We start from the raw sequence: 17,071 nt of genomic DNA, 5'->3' as shown, positions 1-17,071 counted from the left end.
CCCATCTGCCATAGCTGTTGTTTGAACTTTCCCGTCCATGTGTGAGATAAATTTGGGGATATTTAAACGTTTCACTCCTTCCACCAGAGGAAAATAGAAAGGAAAACGAAGACGAGAATTAAGAAATATCCTCAACGCGCCTCATTGTTACACGCCTCATACAGCTTGCTGTAAACAGCGCCATAGTCAGAAAAATCTATCCTCTTAAACTCGCCGCCAACTATCTCGTACGCTACCACACTCACCCTCCTCGGCTTCAACCCGGCGAGCCTCAGCGTGGCGGGGGCGCACAAAAACAGATCTTTAACCCACGGGCTGTGGGTAGACACCACAACCCTGGCCCCCGAGGCGAGGAGCCGAGCCGCCGCGTACAGAGACTCCTCCGGATGTAGGCCATCCAGCGTGCTATCTAGCAGAATCCACCCGTCGAAACCTTCGGCAAGCCGCTCCAGAAAGCCAACCACGGCAACAGCTCTAGACGCGTGCTCCAGCGCAAGCGGCTTGATGCCGACTATCTCATACCACTTCCCGTCCTCCCGCCTCACCAAGGCGTACCTAAAAAGCCCCCTGGCCTTGTCGGCATATCTCTCCATCCTCTGTAGCATTTTCATAAACATGGGATTGACAGCACGTGGCTGCTTCAGAGTCAGCTCAACTCCCTCGTAGAATATGAAAACATCTCCAATCCGCGGCTTCTTGTTGCGGCTACAGACAATACTATCTCCTTCATCGTCTGTCTTGTGGCACGATATATGGAACTCCCCAGCCTCCAGCTCAAAAAACCCGCCAGGCTCCAGCAAGCTGTCCGCTATGCTGTAGGCGACGTCTGCAGACTCCTCGCTGTCTGGTGTGAGAAGAGAAAACAGGAGGTGGAGAAACGTAGTCTTTCCCGACCTCGGCGGGCCCATCAACACCGTCTTATCCGCAAGACGTCCCCTACCAGCTAGCAAGATACGCCCTCCGTCTGGCCTTATCTCAACCCTAAACTTCATGTTCATCCCTACCTCGGTAATACTGTTCTCACCCATATGTGTGGCAAATTTGTGGGTATTTAAACGTTTCGCTTCTCTGTTTAACCGCAGAATAGAATGTTTAACAAACTACACCCAAGATGGAGAAAAAGAGGAAAAAGACTGGCTAGGGAAAGAATTCACTTAGTCTCATTTTTCTCACTGTAGCTCCTCCTGCTTCGCCCATCTTTCGTCCTTTTCCCACGTGTAGCTTACGCACTTTTGTATTCCTATCGATGCGCCGTTGTGAATACAGTAGTTACAGTAGTCTATGTTCTTGTATATTTTGAACTCCTCTCCTGTTGGCGCCTTCACTGTATATTCTATGTATCCTTCGTACTCGCTGTTGATATACTCATGTGTCACATATATCTCGAAGCCAGCGTCCTCGGAGCGCCGTAGGGCCTCCCTCGCGGAGCTCCACTCCGTAGTACAGCCACTCAACATACCACTCAAGTACTTTTCCACCGCCTCTTCCAGCACGTTGTAGCTTGTCTCCAAAAGCGCTCTGATGAAGCCGCTGTCTGCAATACTCTTCACGTCGTAGTTGGCTATTATGAATATGTCGCTGTCGGACTCTTCACCAGCGTATACCCTGTACCTATCCAGCGCCTTCACCACGTCGTCGTAGTCAACAGCGTCTTCGTCAACGCGAAGCGCTTCCAACAGATCCCACAGCGCCTCTTTAATCTCGTAGCCACCGATCACGACGCTCTGATTGCGTAGCACCGCTAGCGCCGCCGCCTGCTTGGCGAGCTTCTCTACGTCGAGGGCGGCTTCTCGGCTCCTGGCGGGGGCCATACTTCTGCTTCCGCCTCCTCCTGTCATACTTTACACGTCTCCACAAACTCTGGATCGGGGGCGCTGTTCTGTTGTTGTGCCGAGGAGGTGGCCACGCCCGTTTTGTTCACACTCATCTTGTTCATAGGAGAGAAAAATTTAGAGGTTTATAAATATTTCGTCCCTTAAAGAGCGTCTCTGCGACATGTAAGCTTTTCTACTCAGACACGTGAGATGGGAAGAGGAAAAAAAGGAGGACTGCTTCTAGGGATCTAGCGCCAGTATCGCCTCTCTCACCCTCTTGGGTATCAGCCTCGCGATTTCCTCGTCGGACAGCCCTAACGCCAAGCACGACATGTAGGCGCCCCACGCGCCTACGCCAACAAGGACGAGTGGCGGTACGCGGTCCGCCCACCTCTCTACCTCCTTCCACACCTTCCTGCACATCTCCTTGGCGTTCATGCTCTAACGGCCCACTCCACTATCTCCCCGCCAGCGTTGCGGTACCGCACGGCCACACAGGGATACGGCCGGGCGACGTACCGCACTACGCCCGACTCCCACGAGTACGTCGAGTCGCAACCTATTATGACAGGCACGTCGCACATAAGCTCCTCCATGCCACTGTCTGGCGCGTATGGCACCAGGTGCTTCACCAGCTCTAACAACTCGTACAGTACCTCAGATGGCACACGGGGGGCGGAGGCGCACAGCCTCTCCACGTCTCTCCTACTGATATCGATGACTGTTTTACTCTCCATGTGGGAAGAAAAACTGTGTGTATTTAAGCTTTTCGCTCGGCGATCTGGAGTAGTCTGTCTCTGTCGCAGACGTACGCCAGGTATATCTGCCTCGCCCCTATCCTGGGCGCGTATATGTCGGCGAGCGACACCTCGTAGACGCGTGCCGAGGGCATGCAGATACCCTGCTTGCTCAGCTCTCTGAGTAGTTGCTCCACGAGTGGCGCGATCATGTGGCGCTCGCGCCAGACCCTGTGCAGGTTGACCTCGCACAGGTCGCCCCCCGTGCAGACCTCTCTCAGGTACATGAGGGCCGCCACGCGGCCGTCCCTCTCCGCCACGTCTGTTGCAACCCGCATGGCCAGCTTGTATAAGCGGACGTACTCTGCTAGTAGCTCTAGCGGCGCTACATCGCTGTACAGGAGGCGGTCGCGCTCCGCGAGTATGGTGGCGTAGATAGGCCGCCTCTTCGCCGCGTACGCCGCCGCGGCTACCGCCGCAACGGCGTCCGACGCCTCCATGGCTAGGCTACGCGCGTAGCGTTGCGCCACCTCAGACGCGCGCCCCCACGTCTCGTCGCCAGGGTAGTGGCGCAACCTGTGGAGGTCCTCGTCGATAGGCCAGCCGCCGGACCGCACCACCAGCGGCGCGAGGGTGGCGACGCGGTAGAGGAGGTCTGGCACGGCTGGCGATCGCCCCGTAACATAGTGCGCAACGTAGCCAGCCCACGCCTCGGGGACGTCTGGCCAGTCCAGCTGTACCAGGTCCCCCAGCAACGACGCGACGGCCTCCACCACGTCCCTGTCGGCGCCAGTAAGCTCGGCGATCCTCCTGAGATACGCCTCGCGCTCTCTTAGCATTAGCACAGGACTGGTAAAAAACAGAGTATTTAAGCTTTTCGCACTACCCGCACTATGGCGTAGCTCTGCCTGTCGCCGAGCCTCACCACCTGCGGGGCTCCGAGTCTGTAGACGATGTCGAGGAACTCGCTACGCGTGTAACGCCTCCGCCTCACGGCGTAGACCGATATCAGGACGTCGTTGCGCGTGACCCTGCGTATCTCGCGCAACGTTGCGTCCTCGTCGTTGACGAACATCAGCACGTTCCACAGTATGGCGGCGTCGCACGCGTTATCGCGCAACGGCAACGCCTCGGCCGTTGCGTGGACCAGGTCGAGGCCTGTTCCGCGTAGTTGCAACAGCACCTCTACGTCGAGGTCTACCGCCACCACGTAGGCGCCGCTCCTCAGTGCGTGCAACGCCTTTGCCCCCTCCCCGCAGCCAACGTCGCATACCTTTCTGTCGCGGAAGCTGTAGCTGTAGAACACCTTCGGCACCCTCTCCCGCGCAAATGGCGACCGCGTCCTCGCCAAGTCTGTCACCGCGCCCACGTCATAACGAATTTCGGGTATATTTAAGCTTTTCGCCGCCCTAAAACAATAAGTTTTGCGTTTTTTAAGTTTTTCGCTTTCAATTTTTTTTTAAAATTTTTTAAAAACCTCGGCGTAAATTCGGCGTGTGAGGGGGGGCCCCCTCACACGGCGCAAAGGCGCGCTTTTTAAAAAAACAAAACAAAAACAAAGAGGGGAGGATAGCAGGGAGGCGTCACATGTAGCTGAGCCACTCCACCTCCTCTCCCAGTTGCGGGGGCGCGCCACGTGAGAGTGAGCCAACCGAGATGACGAGTATGACGCGGTCGGGGCCGTACACCTCAACTAGCCACCTGTAACGTTTTAGCAGTTCGCGCTCCACGATCTGCACTACGCACGCGAACCGCATCGGTATGAAATACGCCATGCCATGATGCGCAGATACAGCTCCTACCCTCACGACAGCCAACGCCCCGCCATAGTACAGCGTGCGGCCAGGAAACGGGCGCCTCCTCTGCCTCTCTCCCCTGACCCACAGCCCAATCATAGCTGGCAGAGTGTAACACCTACGCCTAGCCTGTCTAGTCTCGGCCTGGATCTCCATACGGGGTATCAAAATTTTGAGTTTATAAACATTTTGTCCACAGCCTTGACGTGGGGAGCAAACCATTTAAGTACCCACGTTTTCCCCTCTTATGGAGGGGCGCGAAATCAGTGCAAGGCCGAGCGTAGCTAGAGCGCCTTGTATAGGTGTAGTGGCTGTCCGCCAGCACCTAGTCCCCGTACGCACCGTCTCTGTTAAGCCAGCCGAAACCGTGGTCAAGGCCGAGGAGGTGGTTGTAGCCATATCCAGCGCCGACGTGCTAGTTTTTGCTATAGCGGATCTAGAGAGTACAGATGGGTGCCCTACAGCCTAGGGACGGGGGAGCGGCCGCGCCAGGCTACGGGGCCTGTGGCTAGTGGCCTGTAGGCTAGCCAGCCTCTCCCCACCTACCGGAGACGCGTGTGGCGCCTGTCCCTTTCGCAGACGTCTTGCGTTGCAACGGCTAGGCGTGTCAATATTTAAAGTGGGGGCCTCCGCCTGTCGTGAGGTCCGCCAGGCTAGATCTCAAGGGCTACCGGTACGCTAGGCTAGATTTCAAGGACTACGAGGAGCGGCTAGACGCGGCCGCCTACCCCAGGCTAGTGGCTAGAGAGAGGCGGCGCCCCCAGGCCGTTTCCTGGGACGAGTCCGTGCTACCAGTCTACGAAGGGGCGCTCGTCAGAAACCAGGTCACGACCGAACTCCAGCACACCGTCGAGAGGGCGATCGAGAGGGTGGCGCCCGGCCTCGGCGCAGAGCTTGGGTTCGGCCCCATAGAGATCGTCTACGACAAGGTGGCCGAGGTCGAGCTCACCGCCTACAAGGCGATGTTTGGCCTTGAGGTAGCCGACGCGCAGGGCTCCACTACTAGGCCGAGGAGGCAACTGGTACTGCGCACAGCCAGGTACAGCCCCGCACTCCACCCCGTCCTCTAGCGCTGGGAGGGGCGTGGCTAGAGGACTAGCGCCGCCCCTACTGAGGACTCGTAGTGCCTCACAAACCGGTCATCCTTAACGTAGATGATCTTGAGGGCGGCTACCTCTTCTACTAGCTGAAGTTGCGAATAGAAATTGATTGCCGTGGTACCATTTTCTACGCACTCGAATATTTCAGTTTTCCCGCCCCGTGGAGACCTGAACAACGCCGAAAATAGATCTCTACGTATCCTCCACACAGAGTGCTCAAAGTTGTAAAACGTGTACCGGACTGAAAAGTCCTCCGGGACCGACATTTTCACCACCACCTCGTGGAGAAACAGTTTCGCCTCCTTCCTCCTCATGTGCCCCGCACCTCGGCAGACTTAAGAAACTTGCACTTGTGTTGCGCTATGAGCCCCTCTATGGCCGCCCTGACCGCCTCGGAGCGGCTCCTGTACCTCCCCGCCTCTACTAGCCTGTCTACTAGCTGGAGCCACGAGCTGGGTACCCAGACTGCGATCAGCGCCGCCTTCCGTTGCGTGTCCAAGCCGCCGAGGCACAACAGCCTCCGCAGGCACTCTACGCTGAATACGAACTTAGTGAAGCGGTCGTTTGCGATTTTTATGCAGTTGCACTGGCCACACCACCGGTGCAACAGCCTGGAGACTTGCATAACTACGGAGGGGCTGTCGCCGAACGTAGAGGGGCGTAGCGTCACGACGCGCCCCTTCGCCCCCTCCACCAGCTCCCTAGCCATGGCGTACACCGCCGAGTACACCTCCTCTGGCGGGGCGTTGCTCCTTATCCTTTTAGGGACAGCCCTTCTGGCCACGGAGAGAGGAAAACAGGTGTATAAAAGCAGTGCTCCCGCCTAACGCAGGGAGGCGTGGCGGGCTTTAAGACGTAGGGCTTCCGTAGACCGCAAGGAAGCGCTTTGCTAAGTCCGCGTTTGGCGTGGGGTGTGCTACGCTTCGGCGGCCTAGGCGCGCGACGCCTGCTAGAGAGAAGGCTAGAGGGATAGGTACGAGACTGGGTAGTAACTTAGTATGCGTACGTCTACCATTTCTTGCTGTGGCCAGCCTGGCAAAGCTTCTCCCATGAAGTCCACCGCCCCGTCGACTAGGAAGTCCAGTGCGCCAGGCACGGCCTCGAAGAGGTATCCTGGCGCCACGCTTTCTCTAATTTCCCAAAAGTAGAACGTATGTATGAAGGAGCGGATAGTCTCATCGCTCCTCTCCGTTCTGTACGCTATCCACGAGACATCCTGGTAATGTTCCCTGCCCCTGGATACAATCTTGACAGAGTTAGCCACGACTACGCTCGCTCTCTTATTCCTAAGAAGTTGCAGGCCTGCCCGCCTCACGCTAGTGGGATGTGGTGTTTTTTTAAAGTTAGGGGCGCGGCCCCGCCACCGCCGCCCCACGGCTAGGCGGGGCCAGCCCTCCCCGCCCCAGCCACCTCTACACTACTAGGGACACAAGTCTGGTTAAGGCAAAGCCGCTTCCTACACCGTATTGATCTGTATGCTTCGCCAATAGTTCTCCCTTCTTTTCGATAAAGCTATATAGCCAGCTGGCTCCAACAAAGAACGAGCGCCTTGGCAGAGTTACTGGAACCGTTGGCTGAGTTACTGAACCCGTAGCGGTGTTGTGGAGAGAGATTAGGCTATCTGGGTGGAGAGAGATTAGAGTTTCTAAGTAGAAAGTCAGGTTAGTAAAGACCAGCTCCCCCCACATAGTTTCTAGTACCTTCGTAAACGCCTCCTCGACTGGTTCGACAAGGCGGTAGATGGTATAATTTACCTTCCCTACCCTCACGTAACACGCTACGTCGGCATATATAAAAGTGAGCTCTTCCCGCCCACAGAGGGGGCAGAGTAGTGGGGCCCTCCTAAAAATTGGAGGTAGTTGAAAGGGTAGCTACGGCGGATCCCCGCGGTCGCAGTAGGTTTGAAAGCCCCAGTCGACAACTTCACGCTTCTCGTTGAAGTAGTACCACACGCGCGTACAGCCGCTGTGTATAAGAAGGTAGCAGTTGCTCAGCACCTCGCCCATGGGGCAGACGACGTACCACGAGTCGACGCGTTGCAACTTAAAACACATCTTGTAGTTCCACTTCTCCTTACAAATTACCTGGCCTTCTAGGCCCCTCACGTATCTCTCAACCCACTCCCAGTCCACGTTTCGGTAGTCCATAGGAGTATAGTAATTGTGGTGTTAATAAATTTTTTGTCTCCAAAAAAAGGTGTGCCCCTAGTCGCACTCGACCTGCGGTAGCGGGGGCTGCTTCCACGAGTCTTCAAACCTCACCCTGACCAGCTCTGCAACGCTCCTGAGGTAGTTCTTCACGTCTCTCGCTAGCGCCTCGCATTTCTCTACCTCGTACACAAGGCCCTCCAAGTCTGCGACCTGCGGTAGCAGGCGGTGTACGCGCGCCAAGTAGCCAGCCACAAGGTTCAGCACTGTCCCACCGCCTTCTACGACGGCGCCAGCGTCGCCGTAGCCGACCCTGAGTCTTCTGGCGTTCTTCATAAGAGGAAACAAAATAAGGTGTATATAAACTTTGTGACGCTAGGCCAGGGCCTTGGCCAGGTCTTCTACCTCCCTGACGTCTGTCTTGTCGACGTAGTAGATACGCCACCCGCGCTCGCGGGCTAGCCGTAGCGTGTCCTCGCTGTGGCCCTCGGCCATTACCACGGGCTTCAGCTCCGTCAGGTAGTCGAACAGCACTTGGAGCCACGCTGGGGAGAGGCCTGCCTCGACTGCCTCTATGAGGAGTACCGTATACTTATCGAAGAACTGTACTGCATACGCCAGCGCCAACAGCCTGCGCTCGCCGAAGCTCAGCCTTGCGATTTTCACCCACTTGCCACCCCTCAGCGCCTTGTCGTAGTATATCCTCCACGTGCCATCGAACCTGGTCAGTATCAAGGTTAAGCGGTCGGCCACTTCTGGGTCATCGAAGGCGACGTCTTCCTGGCATACGTCGATCTGCTCAACACCATTTCTGTACACCTTGCAGATGTCGACATATACAGACTCGCTGTACGACTTGCTAATGGCTTTCAGTATCGACGACTTACCGCCTCCGTTGGGGCCAAACAGAACGGCCTTGTTCCCCGAAATTTTCGCCACCTTTCTGCCTATTTGGATCTCAACCTCCAGCACCTCGCCTAGATCGTTCACTATCTTTGCCACTTTGACCATACGCAACAAAAAACATATCTTTATAACTTTTTATTCTCCACCTCTGCACAGAGGCGCTCAACAGTGGCGTAGCCGAGGCGGGCGGGAGGCCCTTGTGCCCCTACGTAGAGAGGGGTAGCTACAGACTCTGGTGTGTAGGGCCTTTACAAGAGTAGCGCGTCTGCGCCTGCCCTGAGGAACAGAACATCTCTGTAGGCTCTCGCCCCGAAGATGTCGAGGTCGGCCGACGACTCTGCCAAAGGGGTGGAGACGCCGAGCGCGCCCTTCGACTCGCGCGTCCTTCCTAGCTCTATGGCGTTGAGGTATCCGAACCTGGCCCTTAACCAGGAGGCCTTATGCCCGCTTTCTATCCACAAGCCAACTGAAGGCTGATAGAAGAAGTCTCTAATTTCAAGAAGGGTGGACGTCGCCACCAGCGTCTCTCCGTTTCGCCTAATCTCCTCAATTCTCACATGTTTCAGGGCTCTCGCCTCTTAAAAATCTATTCACAGAACTGTACGCCACCGCCACTGGTGCGCTTTCTCTATGCTTCTCTTTTCTGTGGCCTTGTCACAGGGTTTATAAAAACGGAGCTAGAGTCGACGCTGTGAGGCCGACGCCTATAGGCTACAGCGATAACTTGAAAAAGAGGTACTTCAGCGTCGGGCTCCTCTCAAAGCCGATCTTCCTCCGCGCCATAGATTTTCCGTACCATTTCAACACCGCGCTCTATACCTCAGTCGAGCTAGGGGACGCCAGCGTTTCTACCACACACCAGTACCTCTCTGTAGATACAGTCATGCGCCTAAGGCACAGAGAGTACAGGTCGGTCGCGGCCTCGACAGATACAGACGTATACGAAGGCCAAGCTGAGCTGACGCTCTACAGACGCTATTTTGCTGAAATCGGCCCAGAAGAGAAGTTCGAAACCGAACACGTCACACTGAGGCTAATCGTGTCGAAGGTACTAGTCCTCTAGCCAGCCCTCCCCGCTCCTCAGCTGGCCCACAGGCGCCTTCTGTCGCCACTTGTCTCTCTGGGGGGCTGGTTTAGAGGAGTACTACTGCCAGCGTCTGCAGGGCCAGGGCTAGGTCTGTGGGGAAGAACGGCCCGCTTCGCCGCTCCTTCTCACTGCCGTGGACGACTTTTATAGTGTCGTCGTAGTTACGGCGCCCAGCGTAGAAAAACGAGAGGGCCGAGACAGACCGCCTGTCAGTAACGCGCCTCCGTTCCGACGCGTAAAAGGCACCCTCCGTCATGGCGAGGGCGTCGGGGTCGAGGTAGTCCTTGCGGTAGTGCTCGACGTCGAGAGTATAGTGGAGCTGTTGCGAGTCGCTAAACGGGGGAACGTAGGCCCTGCGGAGCTCGACCTCTCTACTAGCCTCGTACAGCGGTGCGACAGCCCTCATGCCACTCTCCCTAATACACATTTTTAAATCTGGCCTCCCGCCCCTAAACCCTCCGAGGCAGTTGCTATTTGGCGGAGTTGCGTCTCCAAGTTTTAATAATGCACCACCTTTTGTCGACATGAGGCAGAGTAGCTTGCAGACTTTTGAGAACACAGGGGTGTCTGTGAGCACAGGCTCTGACTACTACTGGTTCATGCGTCGGCTATATCTCCAAAAAGTTTCGTGGTACAAGTACCGGGCCCCAATACGCGACGAAAGTGTCCGCTCCTACATACAGACGGTCTACTGGTGGATAACTAACGAGAGCGCGGCGCCAGGGTATGTCTTCGGGGCCGACCTAGGCCCGTCAGACGCTATACACGACGCAACAGAAATTCTGAGACTCTATATTACGCCGAGCTGGCCACAGCAGGAGATGGTAGACGTGCACAAGGTGAGGTACTCATCGTCGTACCTAGTCCTCTGACGGAAGTCGCCCTTTAGGGCGAGGCTTGTCGTTTTTGTTAGAATACGAAGGGGTAGTATAGGGAGTGCGCGCCTTCACGTTTTTCTTCGTACTCCCTCCCGCCTCTTTTCTCGTAGCTCACATCTATTTCCCCGCTACGCTCTATGTGCAAAACCCTCAGCTCAGTTGCAACGATGTAGGGCCCCCTCGACTCGTAGACCTCGTACTCTACCTTTCTCCCCCGCCTCACGGCGCCGTATTCCTCTGGCAGGTTGCCAAAGGGGCGAAACACTATGTTGAACATGAGGTCGAGAGAGTAGCGGTCCCTCATCCTCCACTCCAGAAGGAACCTGAAGCGCTTAAAGCCTCCGCCAAAGACCTGGTACTCTCCGACCCTCACGCCCATAGCCTAGCGGAGGGTTTAAAACTACTGTAGCTAGAAGACCGCGACGCCAGCCGCTACTTTGAGGTTCAGATAGAGGCCGCGCCCGTCCCCAGCAGAGATGCTGATCTCGGCGTCTATGTCCTCTACGAGGAGCTTAACGAAGGCCCAGAACTTCAGCGTGGTGCCCCTCCCCACCTCCGAGGTGGCGAAGAACCGGTACCCCGCGTCCAGGTCCGAGGGCAGGCGCCTCGTGAGCCACAGAGAGACTGCGCGCAGGCTAGCCCCACCCTCAGCTCTTAGCCTCGACGAGGCGGACACCTCCGCCAATATCGGCTCGCCAGCGGTGTCGTCGTAGTCTATTCTGTCCGCCCTCACACCCCAGAGGTGGCACAGCTTAATAAGCTTCTCCCCGGCCCCAAGGGGCGGTCATAGTGTAAAGAACTCGGCTACTGTCTGGAGGATCGGGCGGTAGCGGTAGTCCTTCGCGAAGTAGGTGGCGAGGTTCGCTACAGCCTCCGCCAGGGGGAGCCTGGCGTGCACCCCCGACTTCACCGTAGCGCCCTTCTCCGACTCCGAAGCGCTTAGGAACTTGGCCCTGGCCTCCAGCTCCGAGGACAGCTGGCCCCGCCTCCTCCACATGGTGAACGTAAGCGAGTGGTACATGCCCCCTATACTCAAGTCAGCCGACACCGACGCTTGCGCTATCAGTTTTGGTTGCTCCTCTACGTAGAAGTACCCCACTTCCCTAGCCCTCACACGTCTCAGAGCTGACGCAGTTTAATAATCTTCTTCCCAGCTTCAACTAGCGTCTAGCCTAAGTTGACCTCCGTCCCCTGCTATTTTTCGTCTGCATTGTGAACGAAACGAATAACTGCGTGCCCGCCTCTCTGGCGGGCGCGAAGCTGGGATACGGGGCCAAGGATTCAGCAACAAGCTTAAATTGCCACTCGCCACTCCTCATGTGAGGGCGTCTCCACTGAAGCTGAGTGGCCTGAAGGCGTACGCCAGTCTGGAGCGCGTCTCTGTCCAACGACGCCCCCTTTCTCACGGGCTTGAGTTCACCCATACGCAACACCTACTGCTCAGAGTCGAGACCAAGGTGTGGGGGGACTACCTAGAGGTGAACGAAAGCGCAGGGCGTTTCGAGGTTAGCCACTTCCACATCTGGCAACTAGCCAAAAGAGAGGATGGCCTGTCTCTGTGGCGTAGTAGAAGGGCGGAAGAGCCCTTCAACGAGATCTACCTAGAGCCAGTTGCCTACTTGACAGTATAGGCGTCTGTAGTCTGCGACCTCCAAAGCTGGGGGACTTCTCTGTGGCGCAGGATGGCTGAGCCCGTAGGCGGAACATGTTTTTATTACGCGTCTCTTCTCGCCTCTGTGAAGAAGCCGTAGATCCGCTGAGCGGTGAAGAGCAAAGCGGGGCAGATCCTACACGTGTCCTCCCGCCCTGGGGGCGGAGCTATGTCTTTCGCCTCCTTAGGAGAGCTTCCACACCCTCGCCGACACGGGCGCGCCACCTGCGCGCGGCTCTAGGTAGATATAGACGGGGGCCGGTAGCGCCGGTGGGAGCCTGAACTTCAGCCTGAGGCTACCCGCCTTGACCTTCCTGAGCCTGGCGCCAGTGCGGGTGTCCACTAGGTCCACCTCCACCGCCCCCCTCCTGGCCTGCTCCTCCGACAGCCCCACCCCGATGGCGAAGGAGAGCTCGGGCTCTCCCCCGCTCGCGGAGATATCCACGGTGAAGACGTTGCCTGGCAGGGCCGAGACGCGGTACTCGCCAGACGGGGGAGACACAGTTATCTGCACACCCCCACGCGGAGGCTGGACGCTGTTTCTCCCCTCCCCCACCTTCACCTTGACTGCGGCGGCTGGCTCGCCTTGGAACCCAGCTCCGACATCGCAGTCTACCCACTCTATCACAATTTCGAGATCTGCCACCTCTACAGACTCCGCCCCCATAGCTCTCCGTACGGCGTCTAGATTGTCGTAGTATATGAGCTCGGCTGGCGCCACCGTAACGCTAGTCTTAAAGACGTAGTGGTATTTGCCATATACGAGGGCGAGCGAGCGGCGGTCCACCCTCCCTAGCTTAAGGAACTTCGCCACAGGGGCGTAGCTGAAGTCGAACCTCAGCGGGAACGTGTCCACGTGGCCAGTCACAACTTTCTTATAGAGGTTAGCTACGCCTCTCGCGCCAACCGTGACGCAGATCGGGACCTCGTTTCCGTACTGGCGGAGCTTAGCGTACTCCTCTTCTTTGGCAACGCGGAACCAGTTCTCAAGGACGTAGAAGGTGAGGGGGATCGAGACTGGTTGCGAGTAGCTGGCGACAGTTAGGCTGTCTACGCCAACCTCCCAGTAGCCTAGAGGGTAGACGGGCAACAGCTTTTGTGAAGACACGGAGAGACACCTCCCCGAGTTAAAAATATGTCCTATTAGCCCCTCGGAGGGCGGGGGCGGGCTAGGTCTGCGACCACCAGCACGACTTCTCGTGGCAGACGAGCCTCTGCCCCCGCGCCTCAAGCCAGCACTCCCCGTGCTTGTTGCAGAAGGCGTTCATCACGACGTACTCGATCATTCTGCACAGCGCCTCTGGCGCCACCCGCATTTTGGTAGCCATAACCTCCTCAACCTGTTTTTTGAGACAGGCCCCGCTCATGGGGTGACCAAATTTAGGTTTTTATAAAGATTCTCCCGTAGCCACATAGACGTCCTATTGGCTTCTTCCCTAGCCTTCGGCTAGCTAGCTCTCGATACCAGAGGCGCTAAAGGACTGTAGATATAACTAATTCATGTTTATAGCTCGGGAGGCAGACGTCTTCTGTTTCTATATATATGTCAGCCCTGGCTCTGTCTTTCACAGCTAGCAGTTTTAGTGAGTGGCAGACCATCTCTGCATAATTCGTCTCGCAAAACCAGAAACGTTCCTGACGTGTATCGATATTACTAAAGCAAATCAGTTGCTCCATATTTAGGAGGTTCAGTTCCTTCTCGTCTTTGAAATCTGTCTCTGCGTATATCCAGTTCTCGTACCCTTCTACGTCTTTCTCGATTCCAAACTCTGGTGCCTTAGCCCGCATGGTAGCGGGTAGCCCCATTTTTAAAACTGTATAGCGTCTATACGTGCCTACCACAGTCAGCGGGCATATAAGGGTCGTGCGCCAAGTTTTGTCGAACGTAAAGCTGATGTTTGACTATGGCAGTTTTAGACAGGTGAGGGACTACAACGGTAATCTGGTCGGCGGAGACGCCGACACGACTATAGGGCTCTACGCGCTGGAGGGGGACTACGTCCTTGTCTACAACATAGACAGGCCAATTAGCAGAGTGACACAGACGTGCGAGTTTTTCGAAGAGCCTGGGCGCCTCCACGTCGGCTCTGCGTATCTGAGCTACGCCTTTGGCCAGAAGGACGCGTGCTTCGGGGGGTGGGGCAAGGACCTGGCCAGCGGGAAGGGGCAGTACCTGGCGATGACCCTCACAGACGACTTCCACACCACTCTGCTCTACCTCAAGTTCGTACGCAACCGTGGCCAGCCCCCTCTGCAGCCTGTCGAGGGGGCCGTCGGCGACAGGCCAGTGGGTAGCTTGGCGTCTCAGCTGGCCAGGGGCGAGCTGTGGGTCAGGGTCCGCGGCGTGGCTGACCTGGGTGGCGGGAGGTGGCTGAAGGCCCTCCGCGTCTGGAGCACCTGCAACGCCACGTGGCAGATAGTCGACAGCGGCGGGAGGCTGGTGGCCTCCTCCAGCGACCCCCTGGAGGTGAGGTGGGCTGGGGGTGGCGACAGCGAGGTGGTGGCGGTGAGGTGGGGCCAAGCCAACAAGTGCACCGTCTACATAGAGGTGCCAGATAGCCCGCTTTCGAGAAGCGAAGGCGCCTCTCCGTTCTCCGCCAACAGCCCGCCCCCGCGCAGTTCTCTCCGCATAGCAGTCGAATATACGGAGTCTGCCTCTTCGGCGGCGCCAGTTCTTGAGCCCGCCAAGTGGGGGTACTGGGAGATCGGCGCTAGGTATACAGGCGGGCTCTACGAGTTCAACGTAGCCAGCTTCTCGCAACCCGTCTCCATCCCGCTTACGTTTTACGTCAGGCGCGAATACGCAAACCGGTCCGTCTGCGTCAGGGCCAGGGGAGGCGTATTGCTGACTGGCGACAGGAAGATCGTGATAGGGAGTGGCGGAGGGCCCCCGCTCCAGAGGCAGTACAGCCCCAAGGAGGAGGTGTTCGAGCTGGGGAAGCCACCTGGGGGCTCGACCGCCAGGCTAGGCAACGAGGTACTCTACGTCTTGAAGGGGTCGGTCACGGTCTCCCTCACCGACCTCCTGGGCGGAGAGCCAGAGACGGGGGCTGGCGCCGTCCTCCTCACCTGGGTGGACTGTAGCACCAAAGAGCCCCTGTCGAACGAGGTGGGCGTGGAGCTGAAGACGAGGCAGGGGACGAACACCATAGCTCCGCCGAGGGCCGTGAGGGTTGACGTAGGGCCGCAGAGCGGCGACTACCGCGTCTCTCAGCTACCCGATGGCGTCTTTACGATAACGGTACGCGCCTCGGAAGAAGTAGAGCTCTCCTTCGTCCTGGGCCTGGGGAGGACTTTCGACGAGGCCATGAAGGTGGCTACCGAGGTCGACCTGGTAGACAGGCAGGGGAAGAGGTACAAAAAGGTCGTGGCGCGCGAGCTGAAGATAAACCTGAAGCTACCGAGACAGCTCCCGGCGCCAGTCGTAGTGGTCTTCAGGCCCAAAACCACCGCCCCGCTAAACATCAGCGTGTGGAGGTTCACGTAGCCCAGCTTTTAAGCTGACAGGTAGGAATGCGCCATGAGGGAGAAGGTGCTGGACCTCTTCGAAAGCAGGGGGTACCGCATAGAGGTCGACATCCAAACTGTATACGTAGACAGGAGGGGCCGTCTGAAATACATCTGGCCACCCATCTCCTCCTTGAACTCCCTCTCTTGGGAGTCTCCAGGGGAGAGCGACGAGTCTAGCATATTTATTCGGGGCTTCGGGTGGTACAGAGCTGACGTAGAGGAGCTGGGCGGCTCTGGCTTCGTGGGTTTTAGCGGGGAGTACCGCAGAGACATGTACAGCTTCGAAATAGGGCTAACGCAGTACAGGAAAAAGAGGGTCGTCCCAGCCATTATACTCAGGCTACCGAAACTCCTAGTCTTCTAACGTTTTTAACACCCGTTGCCTAGCTACCTGTGAGATCTGTGTTGCTGAAGTTCAGCGACAAGCTCAGAACGGCGTACGCCGAAATGGGGCACGTCCGGGCGAGGTACGCCCCCCTTCCCTGTGAGATCTCAGTTGGGTGGATCGATCCAGCTGTCAGAAGCATGGTCAGAGACTTCAAGTTGCCATGGGAAGAGTACAGGACTTTTGAAAGTAGCGAGACGTCTGGGGCCGAGCTAAGCCACCTCACACTAAAGCTAGAAACGAAAACCGCTATGTATGTGCTCTACGTCAAGACGGAGAACCCAATTACCGAGCTCCTCTCCCGAGTTGCCACACACTTTGTAGTATAGGTAGTAACAGCCAAGCCGAACAACACATTTAAACCCTCAACGCCAGAGTGGAGATGAACCCACAAGCGCTAGCTGGAGTGTCTAGATGGGGGTTGGCCACGAATGGTTGTGTAAGTATCTAAATGGCCAACAAAACATGGACGGGGCCAGGCCCACCTAAATGGGGGCCATGGCGCCTGTCTAGTTAGACGGAAGCCCTAGCTCTTAGCCCTGCCCCATAGCAACCTGGCCACCTTGATGACGATTACAACCAAGATGGCGAATGAAGTGGCCGAAAACGCCAGAGCTAGCACGTTCCTAACGCTGGGCCCTTCCGTGATTATCCGCCCTACTGAGCCGACTAGCAGGAAGGGGGAGAGCGGGGCGAGTATAAGCGCGCAGATAAAGAACATGAACGCTGGCACCGCTAGGGCGTACACGACTCCCTCGTACCCCTTTTCTGAGAGCGCGAGAGATATCAGGGAGTAGATAGTAGACAGAAGCGTGATCCACGAGAGAGTGGAGTCGTTAAGCGTGCCGCTTAAATATTCCATAGCCGCCAGAACTAGAAACAGAGTGTATCCCGCCGCGAGGGAGCCTAGGAATCTTCTCGCTGTGCTCATAGCTCTACGAAACCAGACAGAACGGCGTCATAGACACCAGCACCGCCAGGTCTGAGATCAGGTCGTCCCCGCACGCCGCTATCCACAGTCGCCCGTCTTGCAGTAGGGGTCCTTCCCCTCCTCCAGCGC

Annotated in this window: 31 protein-coding genes; 8 read left to right on the top strand and 23 right to left on the bottom strand. The window is 57.0% G+C overall.

Annotation, left to right across the window (positions count from 1 at the left end; translation table 11 throughout):
* Positions 1–131: 131 nt before the first annotated feature.
* The 7 genes from ACP5J3_RS04120 to ACP5J3_RS04090 form a co-directional block, all read right to left on the bottom strand.
* Positions 132–1,028: a hypothetical protein gene (locus ACP5J3_RS04120; RefSeq protein WP_428494499.1), complete on the bottom strand. Its 897-nt coding sequence runs from the start codon at positions 1,026–1,028 to the stop codon at positions 132–134.
* Between the two features lie 141 nt (positions 1,029–1,169).
* Positions 1,170–1,811: a hypothetical protein gene (locus tag ACP5J3_RS04115; protein ID WP_428494498.1), complete on the bottom strand. Its 642-nt coding sequence runs from the start codon at positions 1,809–1,811 to the stop codon at positions 1,170–1,172.
* A 243-nt stretch (positions 1,812–2,054) separates the two neighbouring features.
* Positions 2,055–2,252, bottom strand: a complete 198-nt coding sequence (locus tag ACP5J3_RS04110; protein WP_428494497.1) for a hypothetical protein — start codon at positions 2,250–2,252, stop codon at positions 2,055–2,057.
* On the bottom strand, positions 2,249–2,551 hold the full coding sequence (locus ACP5J3_RS04105) for a hypothetical protein (protein ID WP_428494496.1): 303 nt from the start codon (positions 2,549–2,551) through the stop codon (positions 2,249–2,251). Before ACP5J3_RS04105 ends, ACP5J3_RS04110 begins: the two co-directional genes overlap by 4 nt.
* A 23-nt stretch (positions 2,552–2,574) precedes the next feature.
* Positions 2,575–3,396 (bottom strand): hypothetical protein, encoded by an 822-nt coding sequence (locus tag ACP5J3_RS04100; protein ID WP_428494495.1) that lies wholly within the window; start codon positions 3,394–3,396, stop codon positions 2,575–2,577.
* 23 nt (positions 3,397–3,419) lie between these two features.
* The gene (locus tag ACP5J3_RS04095) at positions 3,420–3,920 is read right to left on the bottom strand and encodes a class I SAM-dependent methyltransferase (RefSeq protein ID WP_428494494.1); all 501 of its coding nucleotides are present in this window, start codon (positions 3,918–3,920) and stop codon (positions 3,420–3,422) included.
* A gap of 214 nt (positions 3,921–4,134) precedes the next feature.
* Complete coding sequence (locus ACP5J3_RS04090) at positions 4,135–4,503, bottom strand: hypothetical protein (protein ID WP_428494493.1); 369 nt, start codon at positions 4,501–4,503, stop codon at positions 4,135–4,137.
* 91 nt (positions 4,504–4,594) lie between these two features.
* Here ACP5J3_RS04090 and ACP5J3_RS04085 point away from each other — a divergent pair, with 91 nt between their 5' ends.
* Together ACP5J3_RS04085 and ACP5J3_RS04080 are read left to right on the top strand one after the other, a co-directional pair.
* Positions 4,595–4,816, top strand: a complete 222-nt coding sequence (locus ACP5J3_RS04085; RefSeq protein ID WP_428494492.1) for a hypothetical protein — start codon at positions 4,595–4,597, stop codon at positions 4,814–4,816.
* Between the two features lie 169 nt (positions 4,817–4,985).
* Positions 4,986–5,417, top strand: a complete 432-nt coding sequence (locus ACP5J3_RS04080) for a hypothetical protein (RefSeq protein WP_428494491.1) — start codon at positions 4,986–4,988, stop codon at positions 5,415–5,417.
* Between the two features lie 17 nt (positions 5,418–5,434).
* On the opposite strand, the gene ACP5J3_RS04075 is transcribed toward ACP5J3_RS04080, so the two are convergent.
* From ACP5J3_RS04075 to ACP5J3_RS04040, 8 genes are all read right to left on the bottom strand, one after another.
* Complete coding sequence (locus ACP5J3_RS04075) at positions 5,435–5,761, bottom strand: hypothetical protein (protein WP_428494490.1); 327 nt, start codon at positions 5,759–5,761, stop codon at positions 5,435–5,437.
* Positions 5,758–6,231: a ribbon-helix-helix domain-containing protein gene (locus ACP5J3_RS04070; RefSeq protein ID WP_428494489.1), complete on the bottom strand. Its 474-nt coding sequence runs from the start codon at positions 6,229–6,231 to the stop codon at positions 5,758–5,760. Before ACP5J3_RS04070 ends, ACP5J3_RS04075 begins: the two co-directional genes overlap by 4 nt.
* Before the next feature lie 177 nt (positions 6,232–6,408).
* On the bottom strand, positions 6,409–6,762 hold the full coding sequence (locus ACP5J3_RS04065) for a hypothetical protein (RefSeq protein WP_428494488.1): 354 nt from the start codon (positions 6,760–6,762) through the stop codon (positions 6,409–6,411).
* Between the two features lie 97 nt (positions 6,763–6,859).
* Complete coding sequence (locus tag ACP5J3_RS04060; RefSeq protein WP_428494487.1) at positions 6,860–7,216, bottom strand: hypothetical protein; 357 nt, start codon at positions 7,214–7,216, stop codon at positions 6,860–6,862.
* A gap of 102 nt (positions 7,217–7,318) precedes the next feature.
* Positions 7,319–7,594: a hypothetical protein gene (locus tag ACP5J3_RS04055; protein WP_428494486.1), complete on the bottom strand. Its 276-nt coding sequence runs from the start codon at positions 7,592–7,594 to the stop codon at positions 7,319–7,321.
* Positions 7,595–7,651: 57 nt separating this feature from the next.
* Positions 7,652–7,930 carry a hypothetical protein gene (locus ACP5J3_RS04050; protein ID WP_428494485.1) on the bottom strand — a complete coding sequence of 93 codons (279 nt, stop codon included), beginning with the start codon at positions 7,928–7,930 and terminating at the stop codon, positions 7,652–7,654.
* Positions 7,931–7,969: 39 nt separating this feature from the next.
* On the bottom strand, positions 7,970–8,605 hold the full coding sequence (locus ACP5J3_RS04045; protein WP_428494484.1) for an AAA family ATPase: 636 nt from the start codon (positions 8,603–8,605) through the stop codon (positions 7,970–7,972).
* Positions 8,606–8,748: 143 nt separating this feature from the next.
* The gene (locus tag ACP5J3_RS04040) at positions 8,749–9,057 is read right to left on the bottom strand and encodes a hypothetical protein (RefSeq protein WP_428494483.1); all 309 of its coding nucleotides are present in this window, start codon (positions 9,055–9,057) and stop codon (positions 8,749–8,751) included.
* Positions 9,058–9,191: 134 nt separating this feature from the next.
* Between ACP5J3_RS04040 and ACP5J3_RS04035 the strand changes: the two genes are divergently transcribed.
* Positions 9,192–9,563, top strand: coding sequence for a hypothetical protein (locus tag ACP5J3_RS04035; RefSeq protein ID WP_428494482.1), 372 nt, complete (start codon positions 9,192–9,194; stop codon positions 9,561–9,563).
* Positions 9,564–9,633: 70 nt separating this feature from the next.
* On the opposite strand, the gene ACP5J3_RS04030 is transcribed toward ACP5J3_RS04035, so the two are convergent.
* Positions 9,634–9,993 carry a hypothetical protein gene (locus tag ACP5J3_RS04030; RefSeq protein ID WP_428494481.1) on the bottom strand — a complete coding sequence of 120 codons (360 nt, stop codon included), beginning with the start codon at positions 9,991–9,993 and terminating at the stop codon, positions 9,634–9,636.
* Between the two features lie 118 nt (positions 9,994–10,111).
* Here ACP5J3_RS04030 and ACP5J3_RS04025 point away from each other — a divergent pair, with 118 nt between their 5' ends.
* Complete coding sequence (locus tag ACP5J3_RS04025; protein ID WP_428494480.1) at positions 10,112–10,459, top strand: hypothetical protein; 348 nt, start codon at positions 10,112–10,114, stop codon at positions 10,457–10,459.
* Positions 10,460–10,496: 37 nt separating this feature from the next.
* Here ACP5J3_RS04025 and ACP5J3_RS04020 read toward each other — a convergent pair whose 3' ends face one another.
* From ACP5J3_RS04020 to ACP5J3_RS04010, 3 genes are read right to left on the bottom strand one after another with little or no spacing between them, the layout of a single operon-like run.
* Positions 10,497–10,838 carry a hypothetical protein gene (locus tag ACP5J3_RS04020; RefSeq protein ID WP_428494479.1) on the bottom strand — a complete coding sequence of 114 codons (342 nt, stop codon included), beginning with the start codon at positions 10,836–10,838 and terminating at the stop codon, positions 10,497–10,499.
* A gap of 36 nt (positions 10,839–10,874) precedes the next feature.
* On the bottom strand, positions 10,875–11,198 hold the full coding sequence (locus ACP5J3_RS04015; protein WP_428494478.1) for a hypothetical protein: 324 nt from the start codon (positions 11,196–11,198) through the stop codon (positions 10,875–10,877).
* A 51-nt stretch (positions 11,199–11,249) separates the two neighbouring features.
* Positions 11,250–11,579 carry a hypothetical protein gene (locus tag ACP5J3_RS04010; protein WP_428494477.1) on the bottom strand — a complete coding sequence of 110 codons (330 nt, stop codon included), beginning with the start codon at positions 11,577–11,579 and terminating at the stop codon, positions 11,250–11,252.
* 205 nt (positions 11,580–11,784) lie between these two features.
* Between ACP5J3_RS04010 and ACP5J3_RS04005 the strand changes: the two genes are divergently transcribed.
* The gene (locus ACP5J3_RS04005; RefSeq protein ID WP_428494476.1) at positions 11,785–12,096 is read left to right on the top strand and encodes a hypothetical protein; all 312 of its coding nucleotides are present in this window, start codon (positions 11,785–11,787) and stop codon (positions 12,094–12,096) included.
* 204 nt (positions 12,097–12,300) lie between these two features.
* Here ACP5J3_RS04005 and ACP5J3_RS04000 read toward each other — a convergent pair whose 3' ends face one another.
* From ACP5J3_RS04000 to ACP5J3_RS03990, 3 genes are all read right to left on the bottom strand, one after another.
* Complete coding sequence (locus ACP5J3_RS04000; protein WP_428494475.1) at positions 12,301–13,224, bottom strand: hypothetical protein; 924 nt, start codon at positions 13,222–13,224, stop codon at positions 12,301–12,303.
* Positions 13,225–13,285: 61 nt separating this feature from the next.
* Positions 13,286–13,483, bottom strand: a complete 198-nt coding sequence (locus ACP5J3_RS03995) for a hypothetical protein (RefSeq protein WP_428494474.1) — start codon at positions 13,481–13,483, stop codon at positions 13,286–13,288.
* A gap of 106 nt (positions 13,484–13,589) precedes the next feature.
* Positions 13,590–13,904 (bottom strand): hypothetical protein, encoded by a 315-nt coding sequence (locus ACP5J3_RS03990; protein WP_428494473.1) that lies wholly within the window; start codon positions 13,902–13,904, stop codon positions 13,590–13,592.
* A 43-nt stretch (positions 13,905–13,947) separates the two neighbouring features.
* Here ACP5J3_RS03990 and ACP5J3_RS03985 point away from each other — a divergent pair, with 43 nt between their 5' ends.
* From ACP5J3_RS03985 to ACP5J3_RS03975, 3 genes are read left to right on the top strand one after another with little or no spacing between them, the layout of a single operon-like run.
* A complete protein-coding gene (locus ACP5J3_RS03985) occupies positions 13,948–15,603 on the top strand; it encodes a hypothetical protein (protein ID WP_428494472.1) in 1,656 nt (551 codons plus the stop codon).
* A 33-nt stretch (positions 15,604–15,636) separates the two neighbouring features.
* On the top strand, positions 15,637–15,990 hold the full coding sequence (locus ACP5J3_RS03980) for a hypothetical protein (RefSeq protein ID WP_428494471.1): 354 nt from the start codon (positions 15,637–15,639) through the stop codon (positions 15,988–15,990).
* 29 nt (positions 15,991–16,019) lie between these two features.
* Positions 16,020–16,340: a hypothetical protein gene (locus ACP5J3_RS03975; RefSeq protein WP_428494470.1), complete on the top strand. Its 321-nt coding sequence runs from the start codon at positions 16,020–16,022 to the stop codon at positions 16,338–16,340.
* Between the two features lie 197 nt (positions 16,341–16,537).
* Here the strand turns inward: ACP5J3_RS03975 and ACP5J3_RS03970 are convergent, their stop codons facing one another.
* Positions 16,538–16,942, bottom strand: a complete 405-nt coding sequence (locus ACP5J3_RS03970) for a hypothetical protein (protein ID WP_428494469.1) — start codon at positions 16,940–16,942, stop codon at positions 16,538–16,540.
* Positions 16,943–17,071: the final 129 nt, after the last annotated feature.

The organism is Pyrobaculum sp., assembly GCF_049971835.1.
Classification (GTDB): Archaea; Thermoproteota; Thermoprotei; order Thermoproteales; family Thermoproteaceae; genus Pyrobaculum.
Note: the sequence above shows the minus strand (reverse complement) of the source record. Positions and strands in the feature narration are given on the sequence as shown.